This window comes from Mycobacteriales bacterium (assembly GCA_040902655.1).
GTDB lineage: Bacteria > Actinomycetota > Actinomycetes > Mycobacteriales > SCTD01 > SCTD01.
In genome coordinates this window covers 59,455-73,064 of record JBBDWV010000028.1, presented here as the reverse complement: position 1 = coordinate 73,064, position 13,610 = coordinate 59,455, and the positions used below count along the sequence as shown (strand labels likewise).

The 13,610-nt window shown below is 71.6% G+C and carries 9 protein-coding genes; 3 read left to right on the top strand and 6 right to left on the bottom strand.

Features of this window, described 5'->3' with window-relative positions:
- The 3 genes from WD794_08880 to WD794_08870 all read right to left on the bottom strand — a co-directional run bounded on the left by WD794_08880 (position 1) and on the right by WD794_08870 (position 5,797).
- A complete protein-coding gene (locus tag WD794_08880; GenBank protein ID MEX2290422.1) occupies positions 1-2,379 on the bottom strand; it encodes a prolyl oligopeptidase family serine peptidase in 2,379 nt (792 codons plus the stop codon).
- Positions 2,376-4,382, bottom strand: coding sequence for a CocE/NonD family hydrolase (locus WD794_08875; GenBank protein ID MEX2290421.1), 2,007 nt, complete (start codon positions 4,380-4,382; stop codon positions 2,376-2,378). Before WD794_08875 ends, WD794_08880 begins: the two co-directional genes overlap by 4 nt.
- Positions 4,383-4,621: 239 nt before the next feature.
- Positions 4,622-5,797, bottom strand: a complete 1,176-nt coding sequence (locus WD794_08870) for a helix-turn-helix domain-containing protein (GenBank protein MEX2290420.1) — start codon at positions 5,795-5,797, stop codon at positions 4,622-4,624.
- A gap of 267 nt (positions 5,798-6,064) precedes the next feature.
- Between WD794_08870 and WD794_08865 the strand changes: the two genes are divergently transcribed.
- Entirely contained in the window at positions 6,065-8,806 is a 2,742-nt protein-coding gene (locus WD794_08865) for a hypothetical protein (protein MEX2290419.1), read from the top strand.
- Between the two features lie 104 nt (positions 8,807-8,910).
- Positions 8,911-10,773, top strand: a complete 1,863-nt coding sequence (locus WD794_08860) for a hypothetical protein (GenBank protein ID MEX2290418.1) — start codon at positions 8,911-8,913, stop codon at positions 10,771-10,773.
- Positions 10,774-10,800: 27 nt separating this feature from the next.
- Here WD794_08860 and WD794_08855 read toward each other — a convergent pair whose 3' ends face one another.
- Complete coding sequence (locus tag WD794_08855; GenBank protein MEX2290417.1) at positions 10,801-11,124, bottom strand: LysM peptidoglycan-binding domain-containing protein; 324 nt, start codon at positions 11,122-11,124, stop codon at positions 10,801-10,803.
- Between the two features lie 217 nt (positions 11,125-11,341).
- On the opposite strand from WD794_08855, the gene lexA reads away from it, so the two are divergent.
- Positions 11,342-12,022: a transcriptional repressor LexA gene (lexA, locus tag WD794_08850; protein ID MEX2290416.1), complete on the top strand. Its 681-nt coding sequence runs from the start codon at positions 11,342-11,344 to the stop codon at positions 12,020-12,022.
- Between the two features lie 203 nt (positions 12,023-12,225).
- Here lexA and WD794_08845 read toward each other — a convergent pair whose 3' ends face one another.
- Together WD794_08845 and WD794_08840 are read right to left on the bottom strand one after the other, a co-directional pair.
- Positions 12,226-12,759, bottom strand: coding sequence for a DUF6318 family protein (locus WD794_08845; GenBank protein ID MEX2290415.1), 534 nt, complete (start codon positions 12,757-12,759; stop codon positions 12,226-12,228).
- 293 nt (positions 12,760-13,052) lie between these two features.
- A complete protein-coding gene (locus WD794_08840; GenBank protein MEX2290414.1) occupies positions 13,053-13,610 on the bottom strand; it encodes a hypothetical protein in 558 nt (185 codons plus the stop codon).

Here is a 13,610-nt window from a genome sequence, read left to right as displayed (position 1 = left end):
TCAGCCCACCGTCAGCGTCGACGTCCCGGCCGGCAGCGACACCGTCAGCACGCCGTCGATGAGCACCGCGCCGGTCGCCCCGCTCACTGTCGGCAGCGACGTCCACTCGCCGATCAGCGACAGGGTCAGCGGCGCGTCGGTGGTGACAGTGCCGGTCACCGGCTCGACGGTCGAGATGGACATGCGGGCCAGGTCGAAGCCGACGGCGCTCGCTCCGGTCAGGGTCGCGGTGAAGCCGTTGACCGCATCGGGCGCTGCACCCAGCGGATCGGCCTGCCAGCGCAGGCCCTGCATCGCGTAGGGCCCGAGCTGCCCGAGCGCCGCGGGTCCGCCGGCCTCCGGCACCGTCAGCGCCGGAGCCGCCGGCTTGGCGAGCGAGACCGCGTCGACCTTCGCGACCCCGCGCTCGGCGTCGACCGGCTGCAGACCGCTCATCCAGTAGGCCGAGTCGAAGTCGAAGGACAGCCCTGCGTACGGCCGCCCCTGGTCCGGGCCGGTCTCGACGGTGCGCTCGAACGGCATCGACCGCAGGTAGGTCACCCGCGCCGGGTTCTCGTCGCGGATGAACTGCGAGGCGTAGCGCGCGCCCTCGGCCCACTCGTCGTGGATCGGGTGGCTGTAGTGCTCGTAGGTCGGGAACAGGTAGTAGCGGTACTGATAGCCCAGCGTCGCGAGCTTCTCCGCCTGCCGGGTGACACCGGAGACCGGCACCAGCTCGTCGAGCGCACCGTGGCTGATCGCGATCGGGACGTTGCGCAGGTTCTCCAGCAGCGGGGTCGTCCACTGGTTCTTGGCGTTGCCGCCGTTGGTGCCCTGCCAGCAGTTGTCGTTGAACTCGCAGCCGGCCCACAGGCCCTGCGTCGGGACGCCGGCGTAGGGCAGCGCCGCGGCGAACCGGTCCGGATAGAGGATCGACAGCAGGTACGACGCCCAGCCGCCCATCGAGTGGCCGGTCACGTAGACCCGATCCTCGTCCACGGCGAAGGTCGACAGCGCGTCGTCCCACACCTCGCGGAAGTCGACCTGCGCCTTGCCGAGGTACCAGGACGCGGTGCCGCGGCCGCGCGGGGCGATGACCAGACCGTCGACGTCCTCGCCGAAGTCGCGCATCGTGCGCGGCGAGACGACGGCCGCGTCATGGGTGTCGCCGCCGCGCCAGTGCATCCAGTAGGTCGCGCGGGTCGGCGTCGCTCCGTCGTAGGAGTTCGGGACGTAGACGCCGTACGGCTGCCAGATCCCGTCGCGATCGCCCTCGTTGCTGATCGACTCGGAGGACTCGAACTGCCGCTCGTGGTAGCCCGGGCCCGGTCGCAACGACTCGGTCCGACCGTCGACCAGGCCGGGCAGGTCCACGTCGACGAAGAACGGGTCGATCGTGGCGTCGGCCAGCGCGAAGGCCTGCCGCTTGTCGAACCGGATGCGCACCGGCTCGTCGGGGCGGAAGGCGACGTTGGCCACGTTCACGACGTCTGTCGTGTCGCTCTTCAGGTCGACAAGACCTTCCCCGCCGTCGGAGACGCCGGCGGCCAGCGCGAGCTGCAGCTTTGGCTGGTGCACCTTGGCCTTGCCGCGAGCCTGCGGCGGCAGCTGCTTCGCAGGCGTCGCGACCAGCTCGCGCGCAATGCCCGCCTCGAGCACGTTGCCGGTGTCGTCGGCCCCGACCGGGAACGTCGTCCGGGTGTCGGTCGCGAGATCGACCGCCACGCCACCGGTCCGGGCGATGAGCAGCGCGACGTCGGCACGGTCGGTGCGCAGCCCGCTGCCGAACGGCACGTCGTAGGTCGGGCTGCCCTCGACGGTGTCGGCCAGCACCACGACGCCGGCGGACCGCGTGGCCGTCATCGTGGTGGTGCGTACGAGCAGGTGCACCGTCGTGTCGTCAGCGGCGACGCGCACCTCGCGCAGGTCGGCTGCGGCGACGTGGCCGCCGCCATCGGTGTCCTGGGCGTCGCCGTAGACGGTCTCGCCGGCCAGACCCACCTCGTCGGTCGGTGCGCCGACCTGGCCGCCGATGTCGTACTGGTAGGTGGGCTCGAGCCGGTAGAAGCCCGGGTGCGCCTCCTCCAGCGCGTCGTTGCGGGCGACCCGCTCGGTGTCGTCGCCGTCGTCGGCGCCGAACGCGTCGAACAGGTAGTCGGCGTGCACCAGCTCACCGGCGCTGTAGGCCGACAGGCCGCTGAAGCCGGCAGCCTCGCCGACCCAGTCGTCGGTCTGCCCGTCCACGGTCTTCGCCATGGGCGTGACCGCCGGCAGCGGCGAGGTCACGGCGGTGCCCCGCTGCTGCTGGGCGTGCAGGACCGGCGGCTCGACGTCGGCGATCGCGACGGCCCCCGTGCCCGCCAGCAGACCCGTCGCGAGCAGCAGCGACAGGCGCCTCACGCGAGGTCCCGGCACGGCTGGTTGCGCAGCCGGCGGATGTCACCGCAGGCCGGCACGCCCGCCGGGACCGGCTGGGCCGGCAGCAGCGGCAGCACGAGCGAGGACGGCGTCGCGCCGCCGGTGTGCACGGTGTTCTGCGCGATCGTCGGCAGCGCGGTGAAGCCCCACAGGTCGGGGTGCACGTGCGGCGCCGCGACCGTGACCCGGATCTGCGATCCGGCGCGGAAGACGTGGCCGAAGGGGAAGATCTCCACCCGCATCGGGGTGGCGACGCCTGGCACCAGCGGCCGGACATCTGTCACCTCGTGCGTCTGGAACGGCCGGGTCGGGGTGGACAGCTCCTCGTTCAGCGCCGCGTGGCCGGCCCGCAGCCAGCCCTGCTGGACGAAGACCTCCTTGCCGTCCGGGCGGAGCTCGGACAGCGTGACCTCCAGGTCGGTGTCGGGGGCGGTGGACGACAGGAACACGTCCAGGCTGGCGGAGCCGAGGATGACCTTGTCCTCCGACAGCGGTGCGGTGGTGAACGAGGCGGAGGTGCCGGCCGGCGGCCGGTCGTCCCAGCTCGCCGCGGGCTCACCGGCGACGTCGTAGCCGCCACGCTCCTGCGAGCCGACCTCAGGGGCGTAGAGGTAGCTGACGCTGCCGGCCTCGGCGGGCGCGGTGGGCGTGAGGGCGCCGTCGGCCGTGGCGTACAGCCGGTCGGCGGTCAGGCCGGTGGGCGGCCAGGTGTCGTAGGTGTCGGTCCAGCGCGCGTTGCGCTTCGCGTCGACCTCCCAGTTGACGACGACGTCGTCCTCGGCCTCGAAGCGGGCGAGGGCCTCCTGGAAGGTCTCCGGTCGCGTCGTGGTCTCGGTGGTCTCCACCGTCTTGACCGGGTGCGGCATGCCGTTCGGCAGCAGCTGGGGCTTCGTGGTCGTGCTGGTCTCGGTGATCTCGCGCTCGTCGCCGGCCGGCACGACGCCGCGCAGGTAGTAGTCGAGGAACCGGTAGATGTGCGGGAGGACGTCGGGCCCGTAGTACTCGCCGTGATCGCCGTTGGTGCCGAGGAACTTCCACGGCGTGGTGGCCGGCAGCCGCTCGAGCAGGTGCGTGGCGCGGGACCCGACCTGCTCGTCCTGCCACGCCTCGATCAGGAACGTCGGGGTCTCGATCTCGTGGGCGAACCAGAACGGCGAGCGCTCCTGAAAGAACTCGTTGTCGAAGTTGTTCTGCGGCTGCAGCGCCTGCACGAACGGGTTGAACGGCCCGTTGGCCGCGTGCTGCGCCTGATTGATCAGGCACTGCTCGTCCACCGTGCCGCCGGCGTACGCCTCCGGGCCGGCCGCGTACCCCTCGTAGACGCGCTGGGCCGACCAGCCACCGGCGAAGGTGACGTTCTGGATCCCGCCCGGGTACGGGACGTCGCGGTAGAGGTCGGCGAAGACGTGACCGGGGACGATCGCGGCGAGATGGTCCTCCAGGACCTGGTCGATCCACGCCTGGGTGCGCGTCTCGCCCGGCTCCGGGACCGGCACCAGCGGCGTCACGCGGTCCACCGGCTGAGCGCCGGCGACGAACAGCTGCGTGATGCCGGGGTAGCTCTTGCCGACCATGGCGAACGTGCCGTTCGACCAGTCCTGCTCGGCCAGCCAGTCGATCGCCTCGACGCCATCCAGGGCCTGGCGGGGCTCGAAGTAGTCGAAGTAGCCGCTGCTGCACGCGCTACCGCGGATGTTGAGCCCGACCACGGCGTAGCCCTGGTCGATGAAGCGGTCATCGAGGCCGTCGTAGACGTTGATCGCCGGGACGTAGCCGGAGTAGTCGATGACGGTCGGGTAGCCGCCCGCGGGCATCGGGCCCGCCGGGAGCATCACCTTGTAGTGCAGCAGCGCCTCGTCCGTGGTGCCGACGGCGACCGGGATGTAGCCCTGCTCGTGGGTGGGCGGATCAGCCTGGGCCGTGCCGAGGAAGGGCACCAGACCGACGAGCAGGGCAAGGGTGGCGAGGACCGCGCGACGTCTCATGCCGGCGGACTTCGGCACGTACGCACGCCACCCCTGCAGGTCCGGCTCCGAAGCTTGGCGGTCCGTGCTGTGAGCCGTCACAACACCGCTGCGCGACCGCGTCCCCTTCGCACGCCTGTCTCGGCCGCACGTCCTTGATCCACGCGAGGTTCGAGGTGGCTCCGCAGCTCGGATCCACCTGCAACCTCACGTGGATCATCAAGTGGCCAGCCGGCGGTCAGCCGGTAGCCAGCCGGCGGTCAGCGGGCCGCGAGCCGGCGCACCGCGAGGGCTCCGGCGAGCAGCTGCAGCCCGAGGGTCGTGCCCGGCTCCAGGCCGGTCAGCTCGACGATCCGCTTGAGCCGGTAGTCGAGCGTGTTCGGGTGCACGTGCAGCGCCGCGGCCGCACGCCGCCGGTCGAGGTCCTGGTCGAGGTACACCTCGAGCGTCGTCATCAGGTCCGGGAAGCGCTCGAGGGGGTCGACCAGCCCCGCCAGCTGCGGCTGCGCCGGGCTGGGGCGACTCAGCTGGTAGTCCAGCAGCACGTCACGCAGCTCATACAGCCCGGGCTCGGTACCGGCCAGGCGCAGCACGTCGCTGGACAGCGTCCCCGCCGCGGCCAGGTCGCCGGTCGCGGCGGCCTCGGCGGCGGCGACCCGCACCCGGGTGCCGGCCGCCACCTGCAGCCGGCGGACCAGCTCCGGCAACTGATCGCGCCACCGCGGCAGGTTCGGCAGCAGCACCAGGCCGCCGGCGGCGTCCAACCGGCCGAGCACGCGCTCGCCCGCCTGCTCGTCGAGCTCGGCCTGCACCCGCCGCACCTTGCGCCGTGCCGCCACGGCGCCGGCCGTCTTCTCGTCCGGGTGCACGCCCAGGTCGAGCGCGAGCACGACCCAGCTGCCGGCGAGCCGGCGCCCGACCCGCTCGGCCAGCACCTCCGCGGGCTCACCGGCCAGCAGCGCCGCGACGAGCGCCCGCAGCGCGTCGCCCTCCTCGCCGATGATCGCCTGCTGCTCCTGCAGGTACGAGGTGGCGACCACGGCCGTCACCGCCTGGATGTAGCGCTGCACCCGGTCGGCTGCCGCCAGCAATTCCGGCGTCTCCTCCGGGCGGGCCTGCGCGACCAGCTCGTCCCAGCCGATGCGGCCGCCGACGTGATAGGCCGTCAGGACCGAGGCGAGCGGCACCCGCTCCTGCGCACGGCGAGCCGCCGAGGCACGCGGCTCGCCGAGCTCGTCGTCGGTCGGCGGCCGGTCCTCGATGAGGGTGGCGAAGAAGATCCGCAGGTTGTCCTCGCAGATCGCGAGCACCTCACCCTCGAGCTGCTCGCGCGGCAGGAGCGCGTAGAGCGGGATCTCTTCCAGAAAGGTGGCGATCATCCGGCGGGCGAGCAGGGGCAGCCGCTGCTGCACCCGCTCGTACAACCCCTTCGGCACGGGATGCACTCTGCCCTACGCGGCCCGCGGGCTCGTGAGCCGTCACAACGAAGGTGCTGAGATTCCGGGTCCCCGCCGGCACCACGCCGGCGTGGTCCGGACCGGCCGGCCGGAGCACCGGGCCGGCAGCATCTACGCCGCGACCGGCGCAGGAGACCGCGCAGGTGCTGGTGCTGCGCGGCCAGTCGTGACACGTCACAACCGGGCGGCCGCCACTTCGTAGGACGTCCGACGGGAGGTCACGCGCACGACGTCGAAGTCCTCAGCATGCGCCTGCGCCGTCTGCCCGCCGTCCTGTCCGCCGTCGCCCTCGTCGCCGGGGCCGTACCGGCCGTCGCCGCGATCAAGGGCCCGCCTGCGCTCGAACCCATCATCCGCGCCGGATACGGCGTCGCGGACGCCACCTGGAACGTCGGTGCCGCGGCCGGGCAGTACTCCGCGGAGAACAGCTCGCTGGCCGAGAACCTCGCCGGCGGCGGTGAGGTCGACCCGCACGCCCACTCCCGCATCAAGGAGAAGAGCTACGGCACGCACTCGCGGCTGTCCGTACGGGCGATCGTCGTCGAGGCGCTGGACGGCCGCCGGGTGGCCCTGCTCAAGAGCGACAACTACCTGGCCCAGGACCTGCTGCTGCGCCGGGCCGGTCAGCTGCTCGCCGAGTCCGGCAGCGGCGTCGGCTACGACGACATCCTGCACATGGCCACGCACAACCACTCGTCGCCGTACTACACGACGACCTCGCCGGGCGTGTTCATCTTCCAGGACGTCGTCGACCAGCGCATGTTCGAGTACCAGGCGCGGGCCATCCGCGACGCGGTCGTCGCGGCCGAGGCCGACCTGCAGCCCGCCCGGATGGCCGCCACGACGGTGCCGTTCAGCGCGATGAAGGCCAACGTCGTCGGGCCGGCCACCGCCGACGACGGCTCCCCCGCCGGCTATCCGCGCGAGTTCGGCGACCTCGGCCTCGTCGTGATGCGCTTCGACGCGCTGGTGCCCGCCGGCGAGAGCGGCCGGTTGCGCCCCGGCGCCCCGATCGCGGTGTGGATGAACTTCGGCGAGCACCCCGAGAGCCTGGACGGCTACGGCCTGACCACCTCGGACTTCCTCGGCCCGCTGGAGCGATTCGTCGAGCGCGAGGTCGGCGCGCCGCTGGTGTTCAGCCAGGGGGACGTCGGCTCGGCCGAGGGGCCGTACGAGCGGCCGGACACGTTCGAGGAGCTGCCGGACGGGACGCTGCGCGCCTTCGCGCACGCCGACTACGCGCAGATGGAGCGCGGCGCCAAGCTGATGGCCGACGCCGTCGTCGAGGGCTTCGAACTGGCGGACAGCGATGCCGCGCAGGTGCCGTGGTCGAGCAGCTTCGAGGTGCAGGCGCTCACCGCCTGGGTCCCCGGGCCGCTGTCACACCCGTACCCGTCCGTCGGGAACTGCCGGACGGAGCCGACGGTCGAGGGCAATCCCGGCGTCGGCGTCGCGCCGGACTGCGAGCGAGCCGGCAGCCCGACGTCGGAGAACCCGGTCGTCAACAACCTCGAGCTGCACGGCGTCCCCGTGCCGGACAGCTACGGCGCCCCGGGCTACCCCGCTGTCGAGGAGAACACCCGCATGAAGCTGCAGGTGTTCCGCTTCGGCGAGGTGCTGCTCGCGTCCTGCGCCTGCGAGGCGCAGGTCGACCTGATCCTCAACCTGGAGAGCCGCGCCAACGACGTCGAGGGCGACATCTTCGACGGCTACGACTGGTGCCCCGACGACGGCCGGACGACCTGCGGCGGCAAGCCGATGGACGACCCAGCGGTCGTACGGATGAAGGCCCAGGTGCACAACGACGCCGCGGGTTGGGACGCGCCGGAGAACCTCGACCGGGCGACGAGCGAGCCGGCCGATCCCGCGCAGATCCTGGGCAACTTCACGAAGCAGGAGCTGCCGGCTGAGCGCGGCTTCGCGCTGCCGGTCGGCATCGGCCACGCCGGCGACTACAACGGCTACACCGTCTCCTATCGCGAGTACCAGAGCCGCGACCACTACCGCAAGGCGCTGACCGCGTACGGACCGCACACCGCGGATTACATGGCGACCCGGCTGGTCCGGATGGCCAGCTCCCTCAAGGGCGGTCCGGAGCTGGCGCCCGAGCTGCACGACGCGACCGCGCAGGCCGACGAGGCTCGGCAGGAGTCGCTGGCCAGGGCGATCGGCAAGATCTCCGGCCCTGCCTACGACGCCTGGCGCGCCTCGCTCCCGGCAGACGTCGGGCCGGTCGAGCCGGTGCAGCAACCGAAGGACATCTCCCGCTTCGACGCGGCGACGTTCACCTGGCGCGGCGGCAGCAACGCTGTCGACAACCCGGTCGTGCGCGTGGAGCGGCAGGTCGGCGGCCAGTGGGAGGCCTTCGCGGACATGACCGGCGAAGTGCAGACCCAGGTCGCCTTCCCACGAGGGGTACAGGGCATTGCCGACGCCCACACCGGGCAACAGGAGTGGCTGTGGACCGCAGGCTTCGAGGCGTACGACGCGTTCCCGGCCCGGCTCGGGTCGACGCCGACGGGGAGCTACCGGTTCGTCGTCGACGGCCTCTCCCGTACGACCGGAGCGGATGCGCCGTACTCGCTCAGCTCGGAGCCGTTCCGGGTGACGCCGTGGACGGGTGTACAGGTGACGGACGGGCAGGTGGACGCCGCGGGTGACGTCTCGTTCGTGGTGCCGGACAGCCGCTATCCACGAAGCTACGGGTCGGTCTTCCGGACGATCCGCGACGACGGTGACAACGGCGGCAGGAGCGCGTTCTGCCGGACCTGCTCGTTCCGGCCGTGGGCGGCCACCGGCTCACCCGTGTCCGCGCTCGTGTCCGTCACACGCGCCGACGGCACCGTCGAGCAGGTGCGGGCCGAGCTTGTCGCCGGCCGCTGGTTCGCCCGGACCGCGCTCACCGACGGAGACTCCGCCTCGGTGGCCGCGGGTGCCGTCCGGGACGAGTACGGCGAGACGAACGCGCGCGAGTTGAGGCTGCAGTAGTGGCCTGCCACAACCCGGCCGCACCGACGTCGGACCCCGCCCAGCAGGGCGGCCCGCGGCGGCGGCGAACACCACGACAGCAACCCACCGAGCCTGGAGCCCGTATGCGCACCGTCGTCCGTTCCACCCTGCTCGCCGGTCTCACCGGCACGCTCATGGTCTCCGCGGCCTGGGCCGGCATCGGCATCGTCCCGGTCCCGGTCCCGTCGCTGCCGACGGCCGGCGCGGTGTCGCAGTCGGATCCCGTCGGGGAGGAATCCGGCGGGGAGGAATCCGACGCGGTCGCGGCGGCGAGCGCCGGTGTCGATCTTGCGGCGCTGGGGGCGGGCCAGCTGCTCGTCGGTGCGGCCAAGACCTCGATGCTCCCGCAGCCGGAACTCATGCAGGGCAAGGGCTTCCCGGACGCGCGCTGGGAGACCGACCCGGCCGCGTGCAAGACCACCCAGCCGGCGTGGTTCCAGGACCTGCCGACCGCTGCTGTCAATGCCCTCGACGGCATCGCCAATCCCGGCTCGGTGTGGCCGGAGAACCCGGACTGCATCTACCAGGGGGGCTTCAGCCTCGGCCCGGTGAACCCGGTACGGGCCTTCGACGAGGAGTACGGGCTCTGGGTACGCAGCATGGCCTTCAGCGATGGGACGCAGACCCTCGTCACCACCGTCCTCGACGGTGAGGGCTGGCTGTGGGACTACGAGAGGAAGTGCACCGACTGCGGCGCGAAGCAGATCAACGCGGCCTTGGCCGCGGACCCGGAGCTGAAGCAGCGCGGCGTCACCGCCGCCTCACACATCCTGCACGCCACCCACTCGCACGCCGCCCCGGACTTCATCGGCGGCTGGGGCTTCGTCCCGAACTGGTACATGGCCCAGGTCACCGAAGCCATCAAGGCCACAGCCAAGCAGGCCGTCATCACGATGGAGCCCGCCACGCTCGAGGCGGGCGAGCAGGAGGCGCGCGCCTTCAACTCCGAGCGGCGGGACACCTACCGGGCGGCAGAGGAGGCGCAGCTCAGCTGGCTGCGGGCGGTGGCCGTGTCGAGCCCGGCGACCGCGGACGACACGGCGGCCGGGGATGACACGACGACCGGGGGGCCGATCGCCGGGGGGCCGACCGCTGGGGGGCCGACCGCTGGGCCGGCCGCTGGGCCGGCCGCACCAGGTCGCAGCGACGGGGCGCCGCGCGGGAAGGACGAGCCCTCCCCGACTCCGTCCACCGAGCCGACGGAGCCGGCCACACCGCGGGTCATCGCCACCCTCGGCGCCTACGCCGCGCACCCCACCTCGTGGGGCACCAACGATGGCATCGCGCACCCCGACTGGCCCGGCCAGTTCGAGAAGCGGCTCGAGGAGCGCTTCGGCGGGATCGGCCTGCACTTCATGACCGGCCTGGGCAACCTGTCCAACGCCGGCGGCCGGACCATGGGCACCAACCTGGCAAACCTCGTCCCGCCTGTCGGCTCCGGTCGACAGGTGGACGACACGACGGTCAAGGTCACGCAGACGACGACCACCTCGGCGCTGACGAACGTCCCGCTGACGGCGCTGGGGACGCCGGGTCTGTTCGACCGCAAGTTCAGCACGACGCCGGCCGTCGTCAGCGTCGGGGAAAGTGCCGAGGCGCCGTGCCTGTCGGCGTCGCCGCAGTCGGTGGAGCTGCCAGTGAGCGCCGCCCGGATCGGCAACGACATCGTGCTGACCGCGGCGCCCGGCGAGGTGTTCGCCAACTACACGAACACCGTCAAGGAGAAGAACACCGGTAGGATTACCTTCCCACTGGCGCAGACCAACGACGCACTCGGCTACATGCCGCAATCGTTCGAGATCCACCCGGTGGGCCAGCAGGGGCTCGGCTTCTTCGCCGGCGGCTACTTCTTCGTCAACTACGAGGACAGCTACGCCATCGATCGCTGCACCGGTGACCTCCTGCTCGAGGAGACGCTGAAGCTGCTCAGCGCGGTCAAGCAGTAGCACCCGGCGCAAGATCGTTCGTCCCGCTCAGCCGGCAGTTGGCAGGAGCAGGTGCTGGCCCACCTGGAGCTGCGAACTCGACAGGTCGTTCAGCCGCCGGATCTGGGTCACGACCTCCCGCGGGTCGTGATCCGGCGCGATGCGCTGAGCGACCGACCACAGGGACTCACCCGGCTGGACCGTCGTCTGCTCGAACCGGTCGTCGACGCCACCCGCCACGACGTCCGAGGCCTGGCTGGCCTGCGAGCCGAGGGAGAAGGCGGCGAGCAACAGCCCGGCCAGCAGCAGGACGAGCAGCGCGCGGCCCCGGCGGGTGAGGCGGAGGCTGTGGGCGGAGGTGGTGGGCGTCATCAGGGCTCCCCGGGTATCGAGACTGAACAGGTGTTCGATTCGAACGTCTGAGCGGCACCATACCCAGGTGCTCCGACAAAAGACCAGACACGCTCGAACACGTGTTTGATTCGTGACCTCGGGAGGGTTAACGTCCCAACCGTCACCCGGGCGGCGAGGCCCACGAGCAGACGGAGATCCCATGGCGCGCAAGCAGGCAGCCGCGAACGACGGCGGCGTGGTCCGCGACCTTCCCGACGGCCCGCCGGACGAGGCGGGGCTGACCCCGAGGCAGCGCAAGGTGCTCGAGGTGATCCGCGACTCCGTCGAGCGCCGCGGCTATCCGCCCACCGTGCGGGAGATCGGTGAGGCGGTCGGCCTCGCGAGCACCAGCAGCGTGTCGCACCAGCTGGCCATGCTGCAGAAGAAGGGCTTCCTGCGCCGCGACCCGTCCCGTCCGCGCGCCGTCGACGTGCGGCTGCCCGGCGAGACGGCAGCCGCCAACCAGCTGCAGGACGAGGCCGCCGCGCGGGCCGCCCACCCGGTCCCCGCGTACGTCCCGGTCATCGGCCGGATCGCCGCCGGCGGCCCGGTCCTGGCCGAGCAGGCCGTCGAGGACGTCTTCCCGCTGCCTCGCGAGCTGGTCGGCACCGGCACGCTGTTCATGCTCAAGGTGATCGGTGACTCGATGGTCGACGCAGCGATCGCCGACGGCGACTGGGTGGTGGTCCGGCAGCAGCCCGATGCCGAGAACGGCGACATCGTCGCGGCGATGATCGAGGGCGAAGCCACCGTCAAGACCTACAAGAAGCGCGACGGCCACATCTGGCTGATGCCGCACAACGAGGCCTACTCCCCCATCCCTGGCGACGACGCCGTCATCCTGGGTCGGGTCGTCACGGTGCTGCGCAAGGTGTGACAGAGGTCGGAGGCCGTACGGCGTGGTGGCGCCGACGGCCGGCGGACCGGCTCGGCGCGGACCTGCTGACGGCCGACCAGCGGCGCGGTCGGCTCGTCCCGGATCAGTTCGGGCGCAGGCCGGCTACTCGCGGACCAGCTCGGCCCGGGCCTGCCGGACCTGCACCGGCACCGGCTCACCCGTAGTGGTCGCCACACCGGCGATCAGCCGCGAAGGTCCACCGTCGACCCGGTAGCTACCGGACCAGTCCCGAGCCGTAGTTGCGCATCTATCCCTGGGTTGGCGGGAGTGACTTCGCGTATGCGGCCGTCACCAGCGACGACACGACCCTCCGCCAGTGCGTAGCGCAGGTCAACGACGACTTCACCGTCCTCTACAGGCGGCGCCTCGGCAAAGACCACCTGAAAATCACCTCCCTCTACTCGTTCACCTGGAATTGGTTCCTGTTCGATTGCTTCGATCAGGTTGTTGCAGCCACCGCACGCCGAGTCGCTAATGCGCCGAACCGCAGAGGCGTCAGCGTTATCAAAAGCCTGGTTCAGCAGGTCGAAGAAGTACCGGGTGAACGCCGCAGCACCATGCGGTGTCTCGGCCAGCGCCTCAGGCGGCACCGACAGCGCGCTGGGCGTCGGCGACGACGTCGGCAGCACCGGCAGCGGACTGGGCGCAGGATCGCTGCTGCAGGCCACGACGGCGGTCGACATGACGAGCGCGGCAGCAGCGGCCCGGATCCTCACGACCGGGAGGGTAGCGGCGGATCGCCCGCCGCAAGGGCCGCTGTGGACAAGCAGCCACCAACAGCGCCGCATCGCCAGGCCGCGTCCGCACTTCCCGCGAGCTCCAAGCATGATCCAGCCGACTTCGGGTTGTCGTGATCACGGTGGTAGCTCGCGGGAAGCGGCCAGACGTCGTAGCGTCGACGGAAGAAGGCGGCTGCGTCGCCGGGTGCATGTCCGGGGTCACACGGCCCTGGTCTACCTGACCGCGGTCCAGCGCATCCGGGCTACTGGCAGACCAGCGACGCGGCCGTCTACTCGCGCACCAGCTCGGCGCGGGCCTGCCGGACCTGCACCGGCACCGGCTCACCCGTCGTGGTCGCCACACCCGCGATCGACCGCGAAGGTCCACCGCCGACCCGGTAGCTACCGGACCAGTCGATCACCACGTACGCCTGCACGTCACCGGCACGCCGGTACTCATGCTCCACCCATCCCTGCGACCCCTGCACCGACGTGGCCGCCGACCCGCCGTCCCCGAAATGCCACGTCCACCGCTGCGCCATCGCCGTGATGACCACCGACCGGCCCAACAACGTCAACGGAATGTCATAGCTGCCCGGCGTACTCGTCGTGAACACCGTCGCAATGTTCACCAACGTCTGCGGCCTCGGCGACACCTCCGCCACACCCTTGACCACCACGACCCGCCGGAACTCCCGCTGCACCAGAGCCGGAATCGCCACCACCGGATCGACCACCGGATCCTCCGGCCCCAAACAGACCGTCGACGGCTCCGCCACCCGCCTCCACCCGGTCACCGGCGCAGCGGCCACCACGTCGAACTCACGGGTGAACACCCAAAAACGCAC

Coding starts and splice junctions, on each gene's coding strand:
- WD794_08865 (MEX2290419.1), top strand. CDS start 6,065: ATGCGCCTGCGCCGTCTGCCCGCCGTCCTGTCCGCCGTCGCCCTCGTC.
- WD794_08860 (MEX2290418.1), top strand. CDS start 8,911: ATGCGCACCGTCGTCCGTTCCACCCTGCTCGCCGGTCTCACCGGCACG.
- WD794_08855 (MEX2290417.1), bottom strand. CDS start 11,124: ATGACGCCCACCACCTCCGCCCACAGCCTCCGCCTCACCCGCCGGGGC.
- WD794_08875 (MEX2290421.1), bottom strand. CDS start 4,382: ATGAGACGTCGCGCGGTCCTCGCCACCCTTGCCCTGCTCGTCGGTCTG.